The sequence below is a fragment of the [Limnothrix rosea] IAM M-220 genome, assembly GCF_001904615.1.
GTDB lineage: Bacteria > Cyanobacteriota > Cyanobacteriia > Cyanobacteriales > MRBY01 > MRBY01.
On record NZ_MRBY01000034.1, the window covers coordinates 19,763 to 44,023 of the forward strand.

Below are 24,261 nucleotides of genomic sequence, written 5' to 3' on the forward strand. Positions count from 1 at the left end.
CTGCGACAGGCTAGGGTTACTGCGTCAGAAATCAGGGATCTTGGCGATTATCTCCCGGAAAGTTTACGGATGGCTTGATCGGTTGATCTATAGAAATAGGCATATGGGATTGTATTTTTTATAGGCGATCGCCATGTTGTCGCTAAAAGACCTTACGGCGAATTTCACCAATAATATTTAGGCCGCCCCTAGTATCGCTACAGGATTTGGCGAAACTGATCTGGTAACGGCGATCGCCGTGGAAAATAGCCTTAATATGTTTTCCTTTATCAGAAACAAGAAAACCAATTTTGGTAAGTTGCTTTTTATCTTGGGAACTAAAACTTTTAATACCTTTAAAGATATTTTCCAGCTCACTTAGAAGATCACTTTTATGATCAACTTTTTGATTATGCTTGAGGAGATCCACCAGCAGGTCATACCGTCTACTGCCTTCTATCGTTTTATGAACCTGTTCCTCTAGGATTTCTAAAACTAAATCATGCTTTTCATGGTCATAATAATCGATTTCTGAAGATTTTAAAATTAGATCCGTTGTGCGTACAACCTGATGAAATTGCCCTTGGGCCGTAATATCTTCCGTTAGAGTTTTTAGCTGAAATTGCAATAGTTTACTTTGCTCTGCGATCTGATTCTTCTCTTGTTTTAAATGTTCAATAACCCGTTGTGTATCTGCTTGTTCGCTACGCAGAATATTATTTTGAGCCTGTAATTTTTTGCGCTCACTGTCGAGATCGAAGTCAAGCATAAACTGCTGTAACTCTTTCTCGCTCTTCTCTAGTTTTTCTTGTAACTCTTGATTGTCCGAGGCAAGTTGCTGATTCGCTGCCCGTAAACCTTGTATTTCAGCCCGTAGCTCATCTATGTGCCCTGTCTCGCTAATCGGTGAACCTTTAGAAATATCCTGAGTCTGTGTTCTAGTTTGAGCTTCGGTCTCTTGTAAATCAGGATGTGCAATAGCCATAGGTTTAGGTGCTATGGCAGACCGTCGAAATGTCTGTCGTATAACCGGTCCGATTAAGAGGCCAACAGCCATACCGAGCAAAACAGGAATGAGTGATTTCAACATAATTAGTCAGCACACAAGAGACCAAGCTGCAACATAGTAGATAGGTCTATGCTACAAAAAAAATCACAAAGTTGGTTTGCTACACACTATCTCGACGAAAAAAGTTTATGGGGAGAGCAAGATAATATGATTTTTTGATCGTCGGATAAAAAGGGTTTGCTTAATATTTTTGGTTAGGTTATTTTGCTCAATTTTATTGACTATCGCCTAGTATTTTTGCAAGGTTAGATTCGAGTGAACATCGTTATTTTTAGAGAGAATATTCACCTAAGAATTTTTGAAATATCGTGTTTTGATCTACTTTGTCAAAATATGGGTAATGTCCAAGTAAGTGATTTTTTTCTAGCTATGCCATACCTTTATTGAAAATATCGATATAGGGGCGATCGCCTTACCTCATAGTGGTAATTTTGGTGCGACTTTTAAGTTCATAGTCACTCTACGATTTATCTGAACTTTAAGGGAAGTATTTATGCAACAAAATAAAGACAGATACCACTCACTAGCCAAATATAAGCGGTGATCGCAAGATAGAACAAAATCCTTTCGACAACACTGCGTTCTCCATGATGATGACCACTCATGTGATCCGCTGAGGTTTTGAGCCAGAAAAAGACACTAGTGATGGCAAGAAAAATAATATTGAGAAAAAATGTGTAATCAATTTGAAAGCGCTCGCCTGTAGCCCCTCGCGTCATTACCTGCTCTGGCAAAATATCTAGTGAAGCAAAACTATAATGAAGCACTAAAGATGTTGCAATCAGGGAGCCAAAGAGCAATGCCAAGATATACAAAGCCATTTTCCAGCCATAATATTTCGCATTGACTCTAATAACAGGAAAGACGACTAAATCACTAAAAATAAACGCCATCACACCGCCAAAACTTACGCCATTGTTATATAAAATTGCAGCCAAAGGAATATTTCCCATGGAACCAATGAATGTAAAAAAAGCAGCAATCGGCCCAACAATAACATTGGCAAGTACGGCAAAAAAACTTGGATTAGATTGACCTGAACCGATGAACAAGGTTTCAAAAAATACTGTTGGAACAAACACTGCAATGATACCGGCTACAGTAAACCCAATCGTGACATCTTTCCAAACCATTCCCCATTCCATAAAGTATTTTTGTGCCACCATTTGCCAAGTCTGTAATTGCATCATCTTCTGATACAATAACTGTTTTTTTTTATCAGCGCTATGATGACTGATTTGTTCGTTCTGAAGGCGATTGCGAGTATTCCGAATTAACCTTTTGAGGGGTTTTATGCGGTAAAGAACCCACACAAAGAAAATCAATAAAACACCACCAAGATATTCTCCAATGACAAATTCCCAACCTAAGAAAATAAAAATAATTACCCCTAGCTCAACAACTAGATTCGTTGATGCTAAAAGGAATGCCATTGTAGGAATAAAACCTGCGCCTTTTTGAAATAAAGACTTTGTCGTTGCTAATGCAGCAAAGCTACAGGAACTAGAGATAAAACCGAAAAATGTTCCTAAGACTACGCTACTTCGACCCGCGTTTCCCATTGCACCTTGGAGTTGATCTTCGGTAACAAATACTTGAATTAAGCCACTAATAATATAGCCTAGGATAAATGCCCAAAGGGCTTTCCAAAAAAAGCCTAGGGATGTTAGGGCGGCATCACTACATAAACTCCAAAAATTGGCATCTAGCATTAATAATTAGTTCTTTAGTTCTGAGAATGATCATAACGGAGATCTTGTCTTACTTAGATTGGGCATCAGTAAGATATTTATCTATATCAGAAGTAAGACTTTTTTGGGATTTCCATATCGATTGTGTTTAATAGATGTGAACTTTCCTAATTAAACTAAGTGCCAATTAAAGAGATAGCGATACATCTCGGTATTTTTCGCTTTCATTGCTATTGCTGCATTGATTATGGTAGTGACTTGGGAGATAGTGATTGCCGCTGGATGATGCCGTAATATGTAGCTTAAAAATTTACTCATCACGACCAAATCTAACTGCATGGCGATCGCCTTTTCACCGGGGAAAACACAAACTTTTGTAAGTTGAAAATTACAATAATCGCAGATTAAAAGGATAGCGATACATTTCGCCATTTTTTGCTTTCATCGCTGCATTAATCACTACAATGACTTGGAAGATGGCGATCGCCAGCATCAGACCAACAGCCAAGATAAAGCCAAAGCCCGTAACAAAGCTAAGTAGAACGGCGAAGAAATTACCTTCTGTTGCACCGACGATTAAAAGAAAAAAGATAAAAATACCAATCAGCACCATAAAAGCGATGCCCGCAACAACACCATAAATCGCCATTGAAATTTGAAAATTAGTAGACTCTTTGCCATGCTCATCAATGAGCTTAGACTCGTCTTTTTTGAGATACCAAATGACCGCTGGGGCGATGATATTGAGAAATGGAATAGCACCAATCCCAATTAGCGACAATGGAATCCATGCCAAGCTCGCCGCATGACAGGCGATCGCCCAATTTTTTTCCTGTTTTACGTCCATCATGGGTATTTTGCCAACTCAACTTTCCAAGTCTAGGATAAATAAAAAATCTCTCCATCCCCAATTCGGACAGAGAGACGCAATATTATTTAGTGAATTGAACGAATTTTATGGGCTACTGCACAAGAGAGGGCGATCGCCCAAACTGAACCCCCTAATATTCCTAATATTCAATATATTTGTGAGACGACTGAAAAACTCAAGTCCCCCCCACAAAAGAAGATTTAGGAGAGCTTATACCCCAGACAAAATTGAACAAGCTATCGTTACTAAGCCGCAAACTTAATCTTGAGATAATCCTCTTCGATCTTCGCACCAGAAGGATTAAGCGCCGCTAGCGCCTGGGGCAAAACAAGATTGCGACGGTGATTACCAATGCGAATATTGAGTTCATCACCAGTCTTATTTAGCTGAATCTGCTCCTTCGGAATCCCCGGCAAATAAAGCTCAAGACTATAGCTCTGATCATGTTGGATCATCCGCATCGTATCTTCCTTGTAATAAACTTGGGTCGGATCTTCATCCGCATAGAGAGTATGCTTCAACCGCTCCAGCGCCTCTAGGCCGCATAGCTCCTCTTGATATAACGGCACTTCCTTCACAGGTAAAGGCAAGAAATTATCATGGATTTCCTGCTTATACGTTTGTTGATTTTCCTTCCACTGCTTAAAAAACGGGTCTTCAACAGTGTCTGGAATAATCCGGTTTGCCACAACCATATCCGTCGCAACGTTATACAAACTTAAATAGGCATGGGCGCGTAAAGACTCCTTAATCACCATCCGCTCAGGATTCGTCACCAGACGCACAGAGGTGACAGTGTTGTCCGTTAGCACCTTTTCAAGAGCTTCAATCTGCTCATAAAATTCGTAGGGCGCATCCATCACTTCTTTATCAGGCAAAGAAAAACCCACCAAAGGCTTCCAAATAGGTTCCACAAGGGGACGTAATGCCACAGACATACCCTGAAGCGGCTTATAAAAACGGCGCATATACCAGCCCCCAACTTCCGGCAAACTGAGGAGGCGTAGCGCTGTGCCAGTGGGGGCAGAGTCAATAATGAGAACGTCGTAAGTGCCTTCGTCATAGTGACGCTTCATGCGGACGAGGCCAAAAATTTCGTCCATACCGGGTAGGATCGCGAGTTCTTCTGCCTGCACACCATCTAAACCCCTAGCCTGTAGGACTTCAGTAATGTAGCGCTTTACCGCGCCCCAGTTTCCTTCGAGTTCGCGGAGAGCATCAAGTTCTGCTCCCCAAAGATTTTCTTTGACTTTGATGGGATCATGACCGAGCTCTATATCAAAGCTATCGGCAAGGGAGTGAGCTGGATCGGTACTCAGAACAAGGGTTTTGTAGCCAAGCTCGGCACAGCGTAAACCAGTGGCTGCTGCGACAGAGGTTTTACCAACACCTCCTTTTCCAGTCATTAAGATTACGCGCATAGTGCGTTTTTCCATTAGATGAGAGTTTTTTACATTTCTTCATTAATTATCTCTTACATGCTTGACTTTGCGCTATGGGTATAGGGATAAAGAGGCTTGATTTTACTTTGATTCACCCTTGTTCTCGGTAAAGTCAGTAAAATTAACGACAGAATTCGTAACTAAGATTTCGCTGAAGTGAGATGGTTGGTGGCGAAAAGAAGGGTATTCCTGAATAGAGGGATCAGCATGAATTTTGTCAGTGTAAGGATCAGCCAAACTTAAATGAAGCGATCGCCCCTATTGCGTAAGCTTAGGTTTTTCCTGCGTCGTCTTGTTGCCGAGCAAATTGTTCTGGTTTTGACGCTGTTATTTTGTGTTGGCGCAACGCTAACCGTTGTGAGTGTATGGCAATTATCGGAGCAGTTGATCCAATCCCAAGCGCAGCAAAATGCGGCAACCTCCGTGCAAAATCTGCAAATGGCGCGCACTCTCTACAGCGACAGCGTTGTGGGTCGTATTCGAGAACAAGCAGGCATTACGGCCACCCATGACTATCGAAATATTGCTGGAGGCATTCCGTTACCAGCGACTTATTTTATTGAGCTAGGGGAGCAAATTAGTTCAAATCAAGCGGGTGTTGGGGTGCGGTTATACAGTAACTATCCTTTTCCTTGGCGAAAGGAAACGGGTGGTGCGAGGGATCAGTTTGAGCGGGAGGCGATCGCCTTCCTAGAGCAACACCCTGAGCAAACCTTTGCCAATGTTGAAACCTTTGCTAACCGTTTATCTCTACGTTATGCCGCAGCAGATGTGATGAAGCCGAGCTGCATTGCTTGCCATAATAGCCATCCAGATTCTCCGCGCAGAAATTGGCAAGTAGGCGATGTGCGAGGCGTTGTCGAAGTGATTCAGCCCCTTGATAGCTTGGTGCAAAAGACCCAGTGGAATTTAGTGGGTTTGTTGGGTTTATTGTTAACGCTATTTATTTTGGGTTTATCGGGATTGGTGATTGCCATTCGTCGCCTCAACAATATTTCTCAAAATTTAGAGCTAGAAGTGATTGAGCGTACCGCTGATCTTGTTAATGCCAACCAAGAACTGCTTTTTGAACAGGAAAAATCCAATAGTTTATTACTCAATATTTTGCCGCCAAAAATTGCGCGACAGCTAAAGGACGGTAGTAAACCCGTTGCTGATGGTTTTGGTAATGTCACTATTTTATTCGCCGATATTGTGGGGTTTACTAAGTTATCGGAAAGCTATCCACCGCGCGAATTAGTTGATTTATTAAATGAAATTTTTTCTGCTTTTGATAATCTCTGTGAAAGTCTGCGTCTAGAGAAAATTAAAACCATTGGTGATGCCTATATGGTTGCGGCTGGCCTACCAGAACCCCGCGAAGACCATGCCGCGGCGATCGCCGAAATGGCATTAGCAATGCAACGAGAATTAATGAAAATTAATGTCGCCAAAAACATCAATATTACGTTGCGTATCGGGATTAATAGCGGCCCCGTTGTCGCAGGTGTGATTGGTAAGAAAAAGTTCATCTATGACCTTTGGGGCGATGCCGTCAATACAGCAAGTCGCATGGAATCCCACGGGCTACCCGGACAAATTCAAGTCACAGAATCAACCTACGAACTCCTAAAAAATCAATATCACTTTGAACCAAGAGGTGCGATTGAAATTAAAGGAAAAGGAAAAATGCAGACCTATTTTCTTCAATAATCTTTTGATCTGTTAATCAACAGCGGCAGCGAGGACATTTTGTGGAAGAAGATATTGCCCTTGAGGAAAGTCGTCGAAAGACTTTGTTCGATAGTGGCGGAAATTTATCATCTTACACCGATGAGAGTTGGCCTCCCAAGCATGGCGCGGCGATCGCCCCCGTGGTTGAGCCAGACCAAACACTCTAAGATCCGTATTTTTCCAACCTCCATAGCCCAGGCTAGCAAGATTAGTACAAAGGCCTTGGAATTCAAAAATCGGAGATTTTCAAAAGGTTTGACTTACTTCGCTAAAATTTCACACATCCCTAACTTTGCCCTTCTAAACCCATGGGCTTTGACTCTATTTTTCACGGCGATCGCCGCAGCCTTGCCAATCCCAACCAAATTATTCTTGACTTATTCCTAAATAAGAATTATTCTAGCCTTTGGAAAGTAGCAAACTTTCGACTGTTATCAAACCATTAACGAGGTCAACATGGCTAAGGTACCCGACGTAGTTTTTAAAACCCGCGTACGCGACGAATCAGTAGGCGGACCAAACCCTTACCGCTGGGAAGACAAAACTACTGCTGACATTTTTGGCGGCAAAAAAGTTGTTATTTTCTCCCTTCCCGGTGCTTTTACACCCACCTGCTCCTCCAACCACCTTCCCCGTTACGAAGAGCTCTATAGCGAATTTGCAGCCCAAGGCGTTGACGAAATTATTTGTATCTCCGTAAACGATGCCTTCGTGATGTTCAAGTGGGGCAAAGAAATCGGCGCTGACAAAGTCTTCCTGCTCCCCGACGGTAACGGTGAGTTCACTCGTAAAATGGGTATGCTTGTCGACAAATCTAACCTCGGCTTCGGTATGCGCTCTTGGCGTTATTCCATGCTCGTCAACGACGGCGAAATCGAGAAAATGTTTGTTGAGCCAGACTTCGCTGACAACTGCCCCACAGATCCTTTCGAGGTTTCTGATGCAGATACAATGCTTGCCTATATTAAAGGCGAGTCCGCTCCCGGCGTTTCTGACCCCGTCAAAGAATTTGTTGGCTAGTTTTCCACACTAACAGCCATTGATGAAATGTTACTAGACTAGAAGCAGGGGCTGCACAAAGGCTTCCTGCTTTTTTGTCCATATCGATTGAGTTTGGTTTAGGCTTATTGGTGTTGATGCAGCACTCGATTATTTAGTTATTTTTGTTTATTTCGTGGGGGAATATAGACGATGAAGCTCTCCAGTAAAAATCTCGAATCACGTCTAGATACGATTTATGACGCAATTGTCGTCGGTGGCGGTATGGGAGGTTTATCGGCGGCTATTTATCTCGCGCGATACGGTTTGAAGTGTCTCATCGTTGAAAAGGGGCGTGGGCGATCGCTGTGGATGCAAGAAGTCCGAAATTACGTTGGGTTAGATCCAGAAACCCCCGGTCGCGATGTGCTAAATCAAAGTACCAAACAAGCGATTGAATGGGGGGCAGACCACCTCAGAGCCTACGTGGAAGACGTTACCGATGAAGGTGAAACCTTTGCCGTTAAAGTAAAAGTTGGTCGCAAAGATAGTACCTACTACACCTTTCGCAGTAAATATGTAGTAGCAGCATCGGGCATTATGGACAATCTGCCTAAAACTGACGACATGCAAAATGTCTATGACTACGCAGGCTATACGCTCCATGTCTGCATGATCTGCGATGGCTATGACATGTGGGATCAAAAGGCGGTTGTCATCGCTGGCACAGAGGGTCAAATCAATGCAGCCTTTGTTTTAAATTGGTTTACGCCTTATCTTTCTGTTTTGACCCATGGTCTTGTGGATGTGAGTGACGAAATGAAGGCAAAGCTTGCTGACTATGGCTACCCACTATATGAGCAAAAGATCGTTAAATTCCACGGTGAAAATCACAAAATGAGTGGTGTGGAGCTTGAAGACGGCACTATTGTCGAAGCAACGACTGGCCTCATTAATATGGGATCTATTTATCACAACCACTATCTCAAAGGCATTGAAGGCTTAGAGTGGAATGGCGAAAATCTTGTCACTAATGATATGTGTCAAACCAGCCATGAACGTATCTTTGCTTTGGGGGATCTCAAGCAGGGTTTAAATCAGGTGTCTGTGGCCGTTTCTGATGGGACTTTAGCTGCTACCCAGATTTGGCGCAATATCCGTCGTGCGGCAGCGCCTCGTAAGTGGGAAGAAAATATTTCTGCTTAGATTAGATTCGAAGGGTTTAGTTAGAGGTTTGGGGCGATGCTCTCTCTGACTATTTTTGGTGATATTAAGTAAACCTTTCCCCGGCTGGGAGAGGTTTTTTTGTGATGACAAAATTTTGTGGTGACGCAGGGGATTTTGGAGAGGACGATCGCCGCGGAGCTGAGGGGAAGACCTAAAATTTGGCATTAAAAAGCCCCAAAAACCTAAATAATAGAGACATTGGGACTTGAGCAACAATTTCTTTCTCATTGGTAAATTTATCGGATTTCCCTAAGATTCACCACGGTGATAATACGTATAAATGAATTACAAAATGATCATAGACTGATGTTTATCCAAATGATTGGAGTTTTTAGGTCTTAAATGAGGGTGTTTAAAAAGCTGTCATCTAGCTCGTAGCCTAACATCTGGGCGATCGCCTTAACGCGAGACTGGGGCTGAATCCCCAATTGGGGTAGAGAGTTGCTTAGGGCAAAAACTTTACTCATTACAAAAATTTCGAGGGCTTCGGGATTAAATTGGATACCTTCGGTGCGATGAAACTGGTGGGGAACTAACATCGCGGTATAACGGGCGAGTTCTCCGGCTTTCCAGTCGAGCAAAAATAAAAACCAGGGAAATAGGGCATCGAGGCGCACAAACCACAGACGTATTTCTGGAATTTCTGAGAGTTCGCGGGGGTCATTTTCGTCTAGGGGAAAGTCGATAAGTAGGCGATACTTTTGTTCAGAATCGGCCAGTTGCTCCTCGACTAAAATTGATTGCACTAGGGTTTGAATGGGCTCAAGGTTGAGGGCGAGGATATCTTTTTGGGGGATTCTAATGTCTGCCATGTCCGCTTTGGTCAACAGTGTTCATATTGTACGCTTGGAGATGGGTGCTTAGCTCACCGAGGCTCTGAAATTTTAGGGGGCGATCGCCGCAGTTCAGGATCCACAAGTCAGGATTGCTACGCACTTCGAGCACTAAATCCGTTGCTTCTGTCGTGATTTCGTAGCCTAATCTGGTCAAGGCTCTAGCTGTCCAAGTGGTGACTAATCCTTCACCCTGGAGCTGAATGGGCGATCGCCGCTGATAATTCAATTGAAACTGCCCACTGACTCGGTCAAATTCAAACCGATCACTGCCAAAAGTGGCACCAAGAGCACCCTGTAAAACCAACTCTTCCGGTGTGCCCATCACCAGATCCCTCGAGGCCGTAACCAGCCACAGCTGATCGGCACTACGCAGAGCTAAATCTAGATCATGGGTCGACATCAAAACAGATCTATTTTCTGTATGGGCAAGGGAACGCAATAGTTGCATCACTTCCACTCGTCGTGGCAAATCTAAATAGGCCGTGGGCTCATCCAAAATCATTAATTCTGTCTGTTGGGCTAGGGCGCGGGCAATCATCGCCTTTTGCCGTTCCCCATCACTGATCTGGGTAATCGATTTTTGTCGAAGTTCCGTTAAACCCACGGCGGCGATCGCCCGTCGCACAATATCACGATCCCCTGCCCCTAAACGCCCCTGCCAGTCCGTGTAGGGATGCCGTCCTAAACTCACCAACTCCTCAACCGACAACCAATCCAACTCAAGGCGATCCGTCAGTACCATACTTAGGTGCTTTGCCCGCTGCTCCGGTGGCAGTTGATGGAGATTTTGTTCCCGAAAAAAAACCCTGCCAGCTAAAGGCTTTTGTAATCCCGCGAGGGTTTTGAGCAAGGTTGACTTGCCCGCACCATTCGCACCGATCAAACAGACAAAGGCCTTTGATCGTAGACATAGAGATAAAGACCCAAACAGTAAACGCTGACCGTAACCAACCGTTAAATTTTTAGTAATGAGCAGTGGCACTCCCACTACAAGCTATCCTGTGCCTTAACCCTTGAACAAACCCAATCGTGGGGCAAGGCCGAAGGCCAACCCATCAGTCGCGCTTCTGGACAAATGGTGGTGATCGTTAACTGACAATCAATGAGCTCAAAGCCCTGTTGCTGACATTGTTCAATGCTGTGCTTATTAATCGAAACATCTTCAAATTCTAAAGTCTTATTACATTGCACACAGACGAGGTGATGGTGATGTTCTTGGGACTGATTAAGTTCGTAGTGTTTGTGACCTTCAGCCAACTCTAGCTCCCGCAAAATGCCCATACGAGTCATGAGTTTGACGCTACGGTACACCGTCGACAGGCTGATTTTTTCGCCTTGCTCCAAAAGCTTCATATGCAAATCCTCTGCACTGAGGTGATGGCCTTGGGTCAAGTGCAAAAATGTATTAAGGATTTTTTCCCGTTGGGGGGTGAGCCGCCATCCTTTAGCATTTAGCTCAGCTTTTAGCGCACTAACATCGTAGGAAGGTACAAGCATAGATTTTCAACAAGTTCTGCTTATTGACAATGATACTCGCAGATATTTATTTTGGCAATAAACTGCCCTTATTGAGAATCATTCCTTTCAGCTTGGCTGCATAATAATTTTTTTTATTGGATAATTTTTGGGGATCAGTTTGTCGAATAAAACGATTGAGATGATTGGATGATGTCAAGGCGATCGCCCCCATTGCAACACGTTAAATTTCGGCTTCATCAGAGATGGTGTGAGCTAGGATGCGAGAAATCTTGTTTTTGGGGATTAGCCCAGACCCTTTGTGCATCACCTCAGAACCGGCGAAAACTTATTTTGGGTGTCTATTTGAATATAACTATGTTAGGTAACTGTACGCTGCCCCGGCCGAAAAAATAGAGCGCCTACGCGATCAAAAAAAACGTTAGTCTTAAAATATTCCTCCTAAATCCACGCGCATGAAAAATTAGAAAAAGCACCTATAGAGAAGCTATTTGGTGTTATTTAGTGACAATGCTGGGTTGGTGGCGATCGCCGCTATACAATCAGTGATATAACCGATAAAACCGACGCATATAGAATCAGGAAAGCCCATGGCAACCCAACGTCCCGTCCTCCGTCGTGGAAGTGGCATTGAAAACAGAGAAGAACGTGATGACGTAAAGTATCTCCAGTCTTTTCTGAAAGAAGCAGGCTTTTTACCCTCCACAGCGAAAGTTGACGGCCTGTTTGGGATGATCACCGAGTCAGCCGTAAAAGCATTTCAGCTTTCAAATAAACTCACCAACGACGGCATCGTCGGTGCGGTAAGTTGGGAGGCGATCGAAACCTATCGTCGCCTATTCCTCGACCAGAAACCCACTTTGCGGTCTGGTGACGGCTTTGGTTCCGTTGCCCTGCGCGATGATGTCAAGGTTCTACAAACACTCCTTGTTAAGGGCAAATTTTTGCCCCCTGAGACGGCGATCGATGGCTTTTTCGGGTTACAAACAGAACGCGCCGTTGAAGCATTTCAAAAGGAAAAAAAATTACTGGTCGATGGCATTGTCGGCTCAAAAACTTGGAACGCCCTAGAAGACTACGTTCAGCAATCCTCCCAAAATCCTCAGTCAGCTCCGACCAAAGATCCGAGCTTTGTGATTAAACCACCAGCCCCAGCCCCGACCCCTATCCCAACACCCAGTCCAACGCCAACACCAACGCCAGCGCCCATTCCTAGCCCCCCACTCCCACCAACTCCTGCCCCTGTTGCTAGCAGCAACCAAAATCCTGTTTTACGCCTTGGTGATGGCATGAATTCTCCAGAGAAGCGACCAGCGGTAAAGCGATTACAAATCCTTTTGCAAAAGGCTCGCTATTATTCCCGTAACGCAGAGGTTGATGGCAAATTTGACGGCAGCGTGGATGCTTCAGTGAAAGCCTTTCAGCGAGATACAGCGCTATTCGTGGATGGCATTGTCGGGCCAAACACATGGCGGGAACTAGAAGAACTAGTTTTGGATATGGGTGAAACCTTACCCCCTGCCACAATTACGACACCAACGCCAACGCCAACACCAATTCCCACCCCAGCTCCTAACAGTAATTATCCTGTGCTGAAATATGGTGATGGAGTAAACAGTTCTGACAAAAAAGAAGATGTGCGCCGTTTGCAAATTCTTTTACAAGAGGCACGGTTTCTATCGGTAAAAGCGACGGTGGATGGGGAGTTTGATCAAAGTGTGAGAACTTCAGTGCTGGCCCTACAGAACTTTATGGACCAAGAAGCCGACGGGATTGTTGGTGCTGAAACTTGGCAAATTTTGGAGCAGTTGGCTGCGGAGGAGAAGCGTAAGCAGCCTGTGTTACAGTACCGCGATGGTATTGATTCCCAAGAGTATCTTGGGGAGGTCAAACAGCTCCAAAGGTTATTGATCCAAGCGAGATATCTGCCTGCCAATAGTGTGGTTGATGGATTATTTGGGAAAGGCACTGAAGCGGCAGTGAAGGCTGTGCAGCGGGAGTATGGTTTGTTAGCGACTGGTGTGGTTGATGAATCAACTTGGAAAGCGATTCGTAAGGCGATCGCCGCCACAGACAATGCCCCTGTGGTCAGCCCCACGCCGACCCCTTCACCCACGCCGACCCCTGCGCCATCTCCTGCCCCAGTCACACAGATTAACCCCAATATTCCCAAGCCATTGTTGAGACGGGGAGCAGGCATCGAAACTCCCCAACTCCGCGAAACGGTGAGCTATCTGCAAACCTTGCTCCAGCGTGGTTTATTTATTCCAGAAAAAGCCGTGATCGATGGGCAATTTGGGCGGCAAACTGAAAATGGGGTGAAATTTTTCCAAGTGCGCCAAAAACTGGTGGCCGACGGGATTGTTGGGCCTTCAACTTGGCGTTCCCTTGAGACGTTTATTACCCAAGTAGAAGCTGCGGCAACCCAATGGTCAGTTACGGTGCCTCCGAATACACCCGTCAGTATTCCGAGTAATCCCAGTAGCCGCAGTTATCCCAGCCTCCAAAAGGGCGATGGTATCTCTGCCCCCAACCTCCGACAGGACGTTAAATTATTGCAGTTGCTCTTAAAACGAGATGGTCTCTTATCATCGACCGCATCCGTTGATGGTCTGTTTGGCTCCGGTACAGAACAAGCGGTTCGGTCATTGCAGGAACGGCGAAATTTAATTGTTGACGGTTTAGTGGGGCAACAAACTTGGATGAGCTTATTCCAGCAGTGGGTCAGTGTTTACCAACCGCCGCGTCCTTTGCTTTTTTATAGCGATCGCCTCGTTGCTTCCTTGCCCGATGGTGGGATGCGCCGCTATGCCGCTTCGTCTATTCCCCTCATTCTGGAAGAGTGCCAGCGGGATGGTGTTGTGGATTTAGGGCAAATCGCCTATATTTTGGCCACCGCACGCCATGAATCACGTCTGGGGCAATGGATGTTGGAATTTGCCAGTGGTGCAGCCTATGAAGGACGTTCGGATCTCGGCAATACCCAACCCGGTGACGGCGTTCGTTATAAAGGCCGTGGCTTTGTGCAAATTACTGGACGACTAAATTACACCCGTTGGAGTGATCGTGCTGGCCTTGATCTTCTTGGCAATCCTGAGCTTACCCAAGAGTATAATATCGCTGCTATAATCTTGGTTCTAGGTATGCGGGACGGTTCCTTTACGGGACATAAGCTCGACGATTATATTTCCGGCGATCGCCGAGATTTCGTCAATGCCCGCCGTATTGTGAACGGCATGGATAAAGCCCAGCTGATTGCCGGATATGCCAGAGATTTCCTAAAGGTGATGTATTGAGACAGTTATTAAATCTTCTTTTACCCCCCAAAAAAGAACAAACAGGCTTACCCCGTCGCCGCAAAAAAAGCAAAGTTAAGATTAAAACGGCCGAGGAAATCGCCATTATGCGCCAATCCTCACGGATTGTGGCAACCGTTCTCAAGGAAGTCGGCGAAATAATGAAGCCCGGCATGACAACGATGGATGTTGATCACTATGCCGAGCAGCGCATTCGGGAAATGGGTGCAATCCCTAGCTTTAAAGGGTACTACGGCTTCCCTGCCTCGGTGTGTATCTCAGTCAATGACGAAGTAGTTCACGGCATTCCCCGCAAAGATAAACGCATTCACCAAGGGGACATCGTAAAAGTTGACACAGGCGCATTTTTCGAAGGCTACCACGGCGATTCTTGCATTACTGTTGGTGTGGGCAAAAAAATAAAACCTGCCGCCAAGCGACTGATGAAAGCCGCAGAAGAAGCACTTTACCAAGGCATTGAACAGGTTAAGCCGGGCAACTCTTTATTAGATATTGCTGGGGCTGTAGAAGACCATGTAATGAGCTATGGTTACTACGTTGTGGAAGATTTTACTGGCCACGGTGTCGGGCAAGATCTCCATGAGGAACCCTCTGTGTTTAACTTTAGGACTCGCCAGCTTCCCAATGTAATTTTGCAACCGGGTATGGTTTTGGCGATCGAGCCTATTGTGAATGCCACGACAAAGGAAACGATTACCCTTGATGATCAGTGGACTGTCATTACCCCAGACAAGTCTTTATCTGCACAATATGAGCATACGGTGCTTGTGACTGATGATGGTTATGATATTTTGACTGACCGTACCCTAGTTTAGGGTTCTCATTACTCAAGAAAATTTGTTTATCCTGTGAATAGGTAGTTTTCAGGATAAAGCATATGGCGATCGCCCCTCCGAATATACAGATTATTGATGCAGGACAAGCAACAACAGCAGAAGCCCTCGCATTATTCGACAGCCTTGCACCTGTAAGCCTCGATTTTATGTGGGGACGTTGGCGCGGCGAGGGGATTGATACAGGTCACCTGATGGACGGCATGTTGGAAATGTCCAATTGGTACGGCAAAGAATTTATCGATACAGAGACAGTTCATCCCCTACTATTTGCCAACAGACGCGGTGAAATTTTTAAAGTTGCTCCCCTTGCCTCTGCGATGGATATGGTATTAAAACTGCCAATGCCCAACAATCCTTCTTTCAAACCATTACTCATTGCCCTCACTTCTCTATTCAACACAGATAAAAGTCAAGCACGCTTACGCATGATGGAAAATCGCGGCAAAGTGACCGCAACGATGATTTACGATTACTTGCCCATCAACGACTCCTTTAGAAAGCTAGATGAAAATCGAGTTTTTGGCATTATGGATTTCAAAAAAATTCAGCAGCCCTTTTTCTTCGTTTTAACGCGTGATCAAGTCAAACCCTAACTGGCTGTCTAAAACTACTTGAGAGGAGGAAGATTCTGATAGGGCTGATATTTCGCTTGGTTACGACCTTCAGCTTTGGCTAAATATAAAGCGCGATCAGCACTAGCAATGAGCTCAACAGGACTAAGTTGGGGGTGGGCTTGAACGCTGGAAACGCCACAGCTCACCGTCACAAAAGAAGATGTCAAAGATTTTTCATGTGCGACTTTAAGGTCTACAACTTTATCGCAAATACGCTCGGCAACGTGGCTTGCTCCAGCTTCATCGGTATTCGGCAGGACGATAATAAATTCTTCACCACCATAACGTGCCACAAGGTCACTATCCCGTAAGCTTTGCTGGATACTGGCAACGACTTGTTGTAGGCAGCGATCGCCCACTTGGTGACCATAAAAATCGTTATACAGTTTAAAATGGTCAATATCACACATTATCAAAGAGAGAGGTTTGCCATCGCGCTCGCACTTCCACCATGTTTGGTATAAATATTCTTCAAAATAACGGCGATTTGCCACTTGGGTGAGAGCATCTAAAGTTGCCATTTTTTGCAACTCATGGCTGTAGTAACTTCCCATAATTAAAGATGCCGTCACAAAGCCGCAGACAGCGGGGATTGCGGGCATCCACCATCCCAGTAGAAAAGCACCATAGGAACAACTCACAATAATTGCCGTGCCCACACCCAGATAACCCACTAAAAGCAAATTGTGGATCGCCATGCGTCGCGGTAAGCCGCGCACATTTAGCATTAACCAACGACCACTAGCCCCGGCGATCGCCCAAACAAATACCAACAACCATTCTCCCTGTTGCGGCATCATCTTAAACAAAGCCCGACCGTTCACCGCCCCTTGAACCAACTGACTCACAATATGAGCATGAATAAACACACCCGGTGTTGAAGACGTTTGTTGATGCGAGACATTTAGCTGATTGCCCTGCGCACGATTATAAGGTGTCAATAATTGAGCACCATTACTATCACTCGTAATCCCAATAATAACGATTCGATTCTTGAGAGGCAGCTTATCGACACTTTCCACCAATTCCGCTGGAATATCCCCAGCCATCAGATCCCGCATCGAAACCGTATAAAAATGTTGAGGACCACCACCACGATAATTCAGCATCACTTGATAGCCACCATTGTCGACTCGAACATAGCCGCCATCATTACTTTCAAGTAACCGAAATTGCGTTTTGCCTAAACGAGCATATTCTTTATTGATGGGATTGCCGAGTAATGGCAGCGTAAATTTTGGTTGCTCAAGTTCAATGGAAATACCTTCTTGTTCCAGATAGTTCAGAGCCACTTGAAGTGCAAAACTACCTTCCACCTCTTGACCTTCCCCAGATCGCACCGACAATAACGCCCGTCGTGCCACACCATCAGCATCCACAATAATGTCAGAAAAGCCAACCTGGTCTTTTTTTTCGAGAACTTCTGGTGCCGCAACTTTCGTCCCAATGGTTTTGTTCGTACCAATTAAATTAGGAATAGTTCGAAAAGCTTCATTAAGTGCGGTTTCCCCTTCGCCGACGGGAAGATTGCGAAATAAATTAAGACCAATAACTTTCGGTTCTTGCTGGTCAATGATTTGCAGTAGTTCAGCTAAAGCTAAATCTGAGAGAGGCCATGTTCCTGACGCTGTTGCCTCGGCCTCATCGATAGTCACCACGACAATCTCAGGATCTTTAACCTCGTAGGAACGCCAAATAAAATACCGATCCCACAGTGACCATTCTGCACCTTGAAAAATCCCAGTTAAGGTTGCTAAGACTGTAAAAATAGACGTACCAATGGCAACCTTCGCAACTTTAAGGATTCCTAGCTTGGAATGAAATGTATGCACTTGATTCGAGGCCATAAAACCAACAAATAACTATAGTTAGGCACAACGAGGTGATTGATGAAGACAAAAGAAGTGCCTAATAATATTATTGAATGCCTCCGAAGGTTAACTAACGAAGTAAAAATATTTTAGCTCTGTTTTTTTTGTTGGTACTGCCTCATGAAAGGCCTAGATGTGCTGAAAAACTGCGCGAGTGTTTTCTGGCTTGGGTGTACCATTTCCCGGGGGGGGATCGAGCACTAATTTTTTAGCGGATATTAGGTCTGTAGCTAAAGGTTGCTGTAACGATGGGGAGGATAGTTGGCTAACTGTTGCAGTTTTGGCAGAGGCTACTGTTCCCGTAGCGCAGACCCCAACAAAAGCGACAAATAAGAGAGTTGTTTTAGTAGCGGTAGATTGAAATCCCTTCATGCTTAAGTCACCCTAGATAGCACACATTACAAATCATTTACATCTATTTTAGGGATTCTAAAAGTACTTGAAAACAGCTGTTTTACTGAATTCTGGGTTTTTCTAGACCTAAGGATTCTCAGTGAAAATACCGAGTTTGTGTGATTGTTTTGTGTTGCGATCTATCTTTTCAATGTTGTTTGTTCTGTTGAAAAGGTGGGGGTTGCCAGAAGAATCGTTCAATGGGCACTATGTAAACGCTTGGTAAAGTTTTACTCGTTGAGGGGGTTTAACTAAGGTTCTGCATATTAATTTGTAATCCAGAACGTGTTGTACCGCTCATGGTGCTGTCGGGCTCTCCTTTTTCACCGGGGTTTAAAGGAACGCTGGCGATCGCCGCCGTTGGTGAAGACAGTGTAGAAGTGGAAAATGTTGTCAGACGTACAGCAAAAGATGTGTTGCCTAAACAAACAGCTGTGAGTAAGAGAAAGAATGTTTGACGGATAAACATAGTGATGTCCTTAATAGGGCAATACCAAAAATGACTGCCGAGATGTACTAAATCCGACCGCAATAAAATTTGCAGATCGTGTTTTTTAGACGTACTTCGCCCGTCTTGATATTTGTATCTTCTCAAGCCTCAAATGGCTTTCGGGAGAAAATCCAAACTTTTATTGATAATGGGTGAATTGTTGGGAGAGTTAGACGTAAGCCGGGTTCTGTTCTTGGGCAATGCCAAGGGCAGTTATCTATCTGGGATGGCTGTTACCAGTCACCTCTAGCGGTTCTCCATCACTGGGTAGGGAAAAGACCAACCTTGTCCCACCGACCTTGCTCCCCACCGGGGTTTACCAAGCCAGTACCTCTCGATACTGCTGGTGCGCTCTTACCGTCACCTTTGCACCCTTACCTTTTCAGGTTTCAGTTATCAGTTATCAGTTATCAGTTATCAATGTTTGTCCCACTGGATTTCCACTGTTCACTGTCCCCTGTTCACTGTTCACTGTTCACTGTTACGGCGGTATGTTTCTGTGGCACTATCCTCACGCTCACGCGCACTGGGGGTTACCCAGCAAGTTTGGTCTTTTGGGAGCCCGGACTTTCCTCGGAGATAGATCCAAATTGCTTTGGTCTATTCTGCAACTGCCGCGCTAACTCTCCTATCTTTTAGTTTAGGGAATTATCTGGAAAATGTTGAGGGTATTCTTGGAATTGGTTGGCGATCGCCGCCCGAACTTTTTCGGCATGGTTGCGTCAGTAGTGCTACTCTCTTCTGCGCTGGCGACTTTGTCCTGAAGCTACTTCTCTAACGTAGGATGTTGAGTTCACTATTTTTCTTTTTAGTAAAAGGTCACGACTGTGATGATCCGCGCAAAGTTGCTTTTTTTCTTTCTTCTCGCGATGGGTTTGACTATTATTCTAAACTCTCCTTTATTTTTTCAAGATGTTCCAGCTGCCAATGCGATGACAAGTCCTGAAACTCATCAGGTGAGGCCGGAGATGCAGCCGGCGGCGGAAAATGCTGCGCTCATGGCTCAGTTTGGGTTGGGTGATATTTTTAAGATTGAGGAGACTATTGATAATCGCATTGACCGATTTGAGTCGAGTATCCGCAGTCGTGTGCCCAATATTTTGCAGCCTTTGCTCCCTGATGATTTGTTGTCTTTGGAAAATCAGCGAATTTTTGAGTTTTCTAATTATTTTGATAAAGAGTTACCGGAGTTTGAGCGGCAGCCGGAGGATATCCAAGACATTTTAGAGCGAATTACGCATGCGACTGGGCAGCGCCATGGGATGGTCTATGTATCTTATCCAGAGGAAGGGGAAGGGTTGAATTTTTTGCTGTTTGCGCCGAATACGCCTCCCCAGACGCTCTATACGGAGGAACGTGGTCACAAGGAAATTACAGCGCTTGTTGACAAGTTTCGGGCAGATTTAGTGATGTCGCTCCGCAGAAAAAATGTGGATTATAAAAAGACTAGCCGCGAACTTTACGATATTGTGATCGCGCCCATTGTGCCCTATCTACAGGCGAGTCAGATTGATAGCCTCATTTTTTCTTTGGATGAAGGTCTCCGGAGTTTGCCGATTGCGGCGCTCTATGATGGCGATCGCTACCTTATTGAAAAGTATAGTTTGGCGGTCGTTCCCAGTTTTTACAACATTAATAGCAGCTACATGTCCTTAAAAAAATCGCCGGTTTTAGCGATGGGGGCGGATAGTTTTAAGGAGCTTGATCCATTGCCGGGTGTCGAAGTGGAAGTTGGGGCGATCGCCAACCTTACCCAAGGCCAGAGCTTTCTCAATGAAACCTTTACGGTAGAAAATCTCAAACAAACTCGTCAAAGCCAGAGATTTCCGATTGTCCATCTGGCAACCCATGCACAATTTAATTCTGGCAAGCCGAAAAAATCTTCGATTTATCTCTGGAATGATGAGCTACGCCTCAGTGAATTAGATAAACTCAATCTCGATAATCCCCCCTTAGATTTACTGGTACTCTCTGCTTGCCAAACGGCCCTGGGTAGTCGCGATGCAGAGCTAGGATTTTCTGGCCTGACCATTGCCTCTGGTGCCACCTCTGCTTTGGGGAGTCTCTGGTCTGTGAGCGATGCCGGTACTTTAGTTCTAATGCAAAATTTTTACCAAAAACTCCAAACAGAACCGACAAAAGCGGCAGCTCTACGCCGTGCCCAGTTGGAAATGTTGCATGGGGATTTACAAATCGTTAACGGACAAGTGCGTTTAGCGTCTGGTCTCTCTGCAAATATCCAAATCTCTGAAAAAGTGGAAGCGGTCACCACGAATGACCTCATGCATCCCTATTATTGGTCTGGTTTTACCCTTGTGGGGCGACCTTGGTAACGGTTCTTTTCGCTTTGTCTTTTTATTGTTTCGTTTCGTCACATCATTTTAAGGGCGATCGCCAAATCTTGTGTACTAGACAGCATGATCCAGAGGTTTCTCCCTAAAAGTGGTGTTAAAATCTATAGCCATAGCTAGGGGTGTCTGTCGCAAGAAATCAGACTGAGATAGTCCCTTAGAACCTGAGACTGGGTAATACCAGCGTAGGGAAGCTGTTTATTAAGGACAATAAGAATATGAGAGCTGATTGGGTTGCCAAACGGCAAGGTCAAGGTAATGTTTCGCAGATGCACTACGCACGCAAAGGCATCATTACCGAAGAAATGGATTATGTTGCAAAGCGGGAAAATCTTCCCGTTGAGTTAATCCGCGATGAAGTCGCCCGTGGACGGATGATTATTCCCGCGAATATCAACCACACCAATCTCGAACCAATGGCGATCGGCATTGCCTCTAAGTGCAAAGTCAACGCCAATATCGGTGCATCCCCCAACTCTTCTGACATCAACGAAGAACTAGAAAAGATGCACCTCGCCGTGAAATATGGCGCAGATACCATCATGGATCTCTCCACTGGTGGCGGGAACCTCGATGAAATTCGTACAGCCATTATTAATGCTTCGCCTGTGCCCATCGGTACTGTGCCGATTTATCAGGCTCTCGAAAGCGTCCATGGCGAAATGTCAAACCTCACCGCCCAGGATTTTCTCCACATCATCGAGAAACATGCCCAGCAAGGTGTGGATTACATGACCATCCACGCGGGTATTCTCATCGAGCACCTGCCCCTCGTGAAAGACCGGATTACTGGCATCGTCTCCCGTGGTGGCGGCATTCTCGCCCGTTGGATGATGCACCACCATAAGCAAAATCCCCTCTATACCCACTACAACGACATCATCGAAATCTTCAAACGCTACGATGTGTCCTTCAGTTTGGGAGATTCCCTGCGTCCCGGTTGTACCCACGATGCCTCTGACGATGCCCAGCTCGCAGAACTCAAAACCCTTGGTCAACTGACTCGCCGCGCTTGGGAACATGATGTTCAAGTGATGGTGGAAGGCCCCGGTCACGTTCCTATGGATCAGATCGAGTTTAATGTCCGCAAGCAAATGGAAGAGTGTTCCGAAGCGCCTTTCTATGTTCTGGGCCCCTTGGTGACTGATATTGCGCCCGGCTATGACCACATCACGTCGGCGATCGGTGCGGCAATGGCTGGTTGGTATGGCACTGCGATGCTTTGCTATGTCACGCCAAAGGAACACCTCGGCCTGCCGAATGCGGAAGATGTCCGCAATGGTTTAATCGCTTACAAGATTGCAGCCCACGCGGCGGATATTGCCCGTCATCGTCCCGGTGCGCGCGACCGCGATGATGAACTGTCGGCAGCTCGTTATAACTTCGATTGGGAGAAGCAGTTTGATCTGTCCCTCGATCCGGAGCGTGCCCGTGAGTACCATGATGAAACTCTACCCGCAGACATCTACAAAACAGCGGAATTCTGTTCGATGTGTGGGCCGAAGTTCTGTCCGATGCAGACCAAAGTTGACGCTGAGATGTTGACTGAACTCGAAAAATTCCTTGCTAGTGATTCTGCGAAAGAAGAACTCGCAAAAGCTTAATCTTCATAAATTGATAGAGGTCATTACATGGTTAATGCCCTCTATTTTTTTACACAATTATGATCATTAAGAAGAAAGGAAAAAGATTGATTGGATAAAATAGCGATCTCTAGAAATGGGGTAAGCATTCGTCTGCCACATGAGCGTTGGCAACATATCATAGAGAGACATGGGGGATTAGATGATAAACAAGATTTTCTCCTAGAGGCGATCGCCAATCCAGACAAAATCATCACGGGAAATGATGGTGCTTTGATGGCAATTAAAGAGTTAGAAGTCGGTAAAGTTTTAGTGGCTGTGTATAAAGAAGAAACGGCAGAAGATGGTTTTGTCATTACAGCATTTCCAACGCGTCGTCTTAACTCGCTAAATCGGAGGATTCAAATATGGCCGTAGTTGAAGAAAGTCTGGACTATCTCAAGTTTGTACCGTTATTGCAAGACTTACCAAAGCGTCCTTTTTTGTTGCTTTACGATGCTGAAGCGGATGTTCTTTATATTGATTTCCATAATCCGCCTATCTCCAGTGATGATACAGAACTCACCGATGATGATGTGGTGATTCGGTATGGCGAAAATGATGAAGTCGTTGGTTTAACTGTTCTCCATGCAGGCGATCGCCCTCTACCCAAACTGGCTTAAGGGATGAAAATTCGGTATTTTCAGGATACAAATACTATCTACCTAGAATTTAATCAGAATCCGATTGAAGAAACTAAAGATGTCAATGAAAATATGTTGGTTGATTTAGATCGAGGTGGAAAAGTTTATGCAATAACTATTGAATATACCCAAACTCCAAGCAACTTATACCAAATCGAAAAAAGACAACGATAAATTTAAATTTTTGCGCTCATTGCCTCCCTTTAAAGAGAGGTGGCGAAGCCAGAGGGATCTCCATATGTTGCTGTAATAAATTGACTCGGTATTAAATGTTTTTTCTTTTCAAGTACATTCTTAGATAGAACTAATGCTTGGTAGAATTTTAAGCAAAGAAGAATTAGTACAAATTCAATCTTAACCTAGAGAGTATTAGAGGTTGTCTGAAAAGGGTCTTGATGTAACTTTTGTCGCCTTGAGCCGAACGAGAAGATAAGGCTTGCAGGCTACTAGAACTGTGAAAAAACCTAGAGATGCATCAATAAAATAGACTTTTTAAACATCCTCTTAGCTAAGTGATACGTATTTCACGAATAAAAAGTGTAGTATTTTTCATTAATTCTGCCCACGGCTTGAACTCATAAAAATCATGTTATTCATAGTTTAACTTTATAAGAATCACCTTTTCATTCGTCAACATATGACTTCGTTAAACCAGTGATTTTTTTGACTCTAGATTGATGTCTTGATAGTTTCAAATGGGTATGTTATTAAAAACTTAGTTGATTTATGAGCAGGGTAATCGCATCAAAAAAAGAGGTCAAAATATGCCCGAATCAGCAAGGATCTGGCTCTCCGGGATTGACTATGCAGCGTTGGTAGGAAAATGCCAACAAATGAGACA

General features: G+C 44.7%; 22 protein-coding genes, 1 other RNA gene and 1 riboswitch. Of the genes, 13 read left to right on the forward strand and 10 right to left on the reverse strand.

From position 1 onward, the window contains the following. Nucleotides 1-142 precede the first annotated feature (142 nt). From NIES208_RS12965 to NIES208_RS12985, 4 genes are all read right to left on the reverse strand, one after another. The gene (locus NIES208_RS12965; protein ID WP_075893407.1) at nt 143-964 is read right to left on the reverse strand and encodes a hypothetical protein; all 822 of its coding nucleotides are present in this window, start codon (nt 962-964) and stop codon (nt 143-145) included. A gap of 575 nt (nt 965-1,539) precedes the next feature. Continuing rightward, nucleotides 1,540-2,760, reverse strand: a complete 1,221-nt coding sequence (locus tag NIES208_RS12970; protein ID WP_075893408.1) for a permease — start codon at nt 2,758-2,760, stop codon at nt 1,540-1,542. Nucleotides 2,761-3,127: 367 nt separating this feature from the next. Continuing rightward, a complete protein-coding gene (locus NIES208_RS12975; RefSeq protein ID WP_075893409.1) occupies nt 3,128-3,589 on the reverse strand; it encodes a DUF4870 domain-containing protein in 462 nt (153 codons plus the stop codon). A 266-nt stretch (nt 3,590-3,855) separates the two neighbouring features. Then, nucleotides 3,856-5,031: a TRC40/GET3/ArsA family transport-energizing ATPase gene (locus NIES208_RS12985; protein ID WP_075893429.1), complete on the reverse strand. Its 1,176-nt coding sequence runs from the start codon at nt 5,029-5,031 to the stop codon at nt 3,856-3,858. A 264-nt stretch (nt 5,032-5,295) separates the two neighbouring features. Here NIES208_RS12985 and NIES208_RS12990 point away from each other — a divergent pair, with 264 nt between their 5' ends. The 5 genes from NIES208_RS12990 to NIES208_RS13000 all read left to right on the forward strand — a co-directional run bounded on the left by NIES208_RS12990 (nt 5,296) and on the right by NIES208_RS13000 (nt 8,949). Next, nucleotides 5,296-6,744 carry an adenylate/guanylate cyclase domain-containing protein gene (locus NIES208_RS12990; RefSeq protein ID WP_075893411.1) on the forward strand — a complete coding sequence of 483 codons (1,449 nt, stop codon included), beginning with the start codon at nt 5,296-5,298 and terminating at the stop codon, nt 6,742-6,744. 41 nt (nt 6,745-6,785) lie between these two features. Beyond that, nucleotides 6,786-6,932 (forward strand): hypothetical protein, encoded by a 147-nt coding sequence (locus NIES208_RS19025; protein ID WP_171971768.1) that lies wholly within the window; start codon nt 6,786-6,788, stop codon nt 6,930-6,932. 141 nt (nt 6,933-7,073) lie between these two features. Further along, nucleotides 7,074-7,211, forward strand: a complete 138-nt coding sequence (locus NIES208_RS19030; protein ID WP_171971769.1) for a hypothetical protein — start codon at nt 7,074-7,076, stop codon at nt 7,209-7,211. A gap of 10 nt (nt 7,212-7,221) precedes the next feature. Next, nucleotides 7,222-7,785, forward strand: coding sequence for a peroxiredoxin (locus NIES208_RS12995; protein WP_075893412.1), 564 nt, complete (start codon nt 7,222-7,224; stop codon nt 7,783-7,785). Nucleotides 7,786-7,956: 171 nt separating this feature from the next. Beyond that, the gene (locus NIES208_RS13000) at nt 7,957-8,949 is read left to right on the forward strand and encodes an NAD(P)/FAD-dependent oxidoreductase (protein WP_075893413.1); all 993 of its coding nucleotides are present in this window, start codon (nt 7,957-7,959) and stop codon (nt 8,947-8,949) included. A gap of 359 nt (nt 8,950-9,308) precedes the next feature. On the opposite strand, the gene NIES208_RS13005 is transcribed toward NIES208_RS13000, so the two are convergent. From NIES208_RS13005 to NIES208_RS13015, 3 genes are read right to left on the reverse strand one after another with little or no spacing between them, the layout of a single operon-like run. Then, nucleotides 9,309-9,782: a CRR6 family NdhI maturation factor gene (locus NIES208_RS13005; protein WP_075893414.1), complete on the reverse strand. Its 474-nt coding sequence runs from the start codon at nt 9,780-9,782 to the stop codon at nt 9,309-9,311. Beyond that, complete coding sequence (locus NIES208_RS13010) at nt 9,769-10,794, reverse strand: ABC transporter ATP-binding protein (protein WP_075893415.1); 1,026 nt, start codon at nt 10,792-10,794, stop codon at nt 9,769-9,771. The genes NIES208_RS13005 and NIES208_RS13010 overlap by 14 nt, the downstream gene beginning before the upstream one ends. After that, nucleotides 10,794-11,303: a Fur family transcriptional regulator gene (locus tag NIES208_RS13015; RefSeq protein WP_075893416.1), complete on the reverse strand. Its 510-nt coding sequence runs from the start codon at nt 11,301-11,303 to the stop codon at nt 10,794-10,796. Before NIES208_RS13015 ends, NIES208_RS13010 begins: the two co-directional genes overlap by 1 nt. A gap of 569 nt (nt 11,304-11,872) precedes the next feature. On the opposite strand from NIES208_RS13015, the gene NIES208_RS13020 reads away from it, so the two are divergent. The 3 genes from NIES208_RS13020 (at nt 11,873) to NIES208_RS13030 (ending at nt 16,028) form a co-directional block, all read left to right on the forward strand. Then, the gene (locus NIES208_RS13020) at nt 11,873-14,578 is read left to right on the forward strand and encodes a peptidoglycan-binding protein (RefSeq protein ID WP_075893417.1); all 2,706 of its coding nucleotides are present in this window, start codon (nt 11,873-11,875) and stop codon (nt 14,576-14,578) included. After that, the gene (gene map / locus NIES208_RS13025; protein ID WP_075893418.1) at nt 14,575-15,414 is read left to right on the forward strand and encodes a type I methionyl aminopeptidase; all 840 of its coding nucleotides are present in this window, start codon (nt 14,575-14,577) and stop codon (nt 15,412-15,414) included. The genes NIES208_RS13020 and map overlap by 4 nt, the downstream gene beginning before the upstream one ends. A gap of 62 nt (nt 15,415-15,476) precedes the next feature. Then, nucleotides 15,477-16,028, forward strand: coding sequence for a DUF4334 domain-containing protein (locus tag NIES208_RS13030; RefSeq protein ID WP_075893419.1), 552 nt, complete (start codon nt 15,477-15,479; stop codon nt 16,026-16,028). A gap of 14 nt (nt 16,029-16,042) precedes the next feature. Here the strand turns inward: NIES208_RS13030 and NIES208_RS13035 are convergent, their stop codons facing one another. From NIES208_RS13035 to rnpB, 3 genes are all read right to left on the reverse strand, one after another. After that, complete coding sequence (locus NIES208_RS13035) at nt 16,043-17,896, reverse strand: CHASE2 domain-containing protein (protein WP_075893420.1); 1,854 nt, start codon at nt 17,894-17,896, stop codon at nt 16,043-16,045. Between the two features lie 664 nt (nt 17,897-18,560). Beyond that, nucleotides 18,561-18,782, reverse strand: a complete 222-nt coding sequence (locus NIES208_RS18645; RefSeq protein WP_139325058.1) for a hypothetical protein — start codon at nt 18,780-18,782, stop codon at nt 18,561-18,563. 181 nt (nt 18,783-18,963) lie between these two features. Continuing rightward, nucleotides 18,964-19,431: RNase P RNA component class A (gene rnpB / locus NIES208_RS13040), an RNA gene on the reverse strand. Between the two features lie 304 nt (nt 19,432-19,735). Here rnpB and NIES208_RS13045 point away from each other — a divergent pair. From NIES208_RS13045 to NIES208_RS19800, 5 genes are all read left to right on the forward strand, one after another. Further along, nucleotides 19,736-21,136, forward strand: a complete 1,401-nt coding sequence (locus NIES208_RS13045; RefSeq protein WP_171971770.1) for a CHAT domain-containing protein — start codon at nt 19,736-19,738, stop codon at nt 21,134-21,136. 126 nt (nt 21,137-21,262) lie between these two features. Next, nucleotides 21,263-21,363, forward strand: a riboswitch (TPP riboswitch). Nucleotides 21,364-21,372: 9 nt separating this feature from the next. Beyond that, nucleotides 21,373-22,758, forward strand: a complete 1,386-nt coding sequence (gene thiC / locus NIES208_RS13050) for a phosphomethylpyrimidine synthase (RefSeq protein ID WP_075893422.1) — start codon at nt 21,373-21,375, stop codon at nt 22,756-22,758. A gap of 90 nt (nt 22,759-22,848) precedes the next feature. Beyond that, nucleotides 22,849-23,154: a hypothetical protein gene (locus tag NIES208_RS13055; protein WP_075893423.1), complete on the forward strand. Its 306-nt coding sequence runs from the start codon at nt 22,849-22,851 to the stop codon at nt 23,152-23,154. Beyond that, nucleotides 23,145-23,399, forward strand: a complete 255-nt coding sequence (locus NIES208_RS13060; protein ID WP_075893424.1) for a DUF2283 domain-containing protein — start codon at nt 23,145-23,147, stop codon at nt 23,397-23,399. Before NIES208_RS13055 ends, NIES208_RS13060 begins: the two co-directional genes overlap by 10 nt. Before the next feature lie 3 nt (nt 23,400-23,402). Continuing rightward, complete coding sequence (locus tag NIES208_RS19800; protein WP_075893425.1) at nt 23,403-23,594, forward strand: DUF2283 domain-containing protein; 192 nt, start codon at nt 23,403-23,405, stop codon at nt 23,592-23,594. Nucleotides 23,595-24,261: the final 667 nt, after the last annotated feature.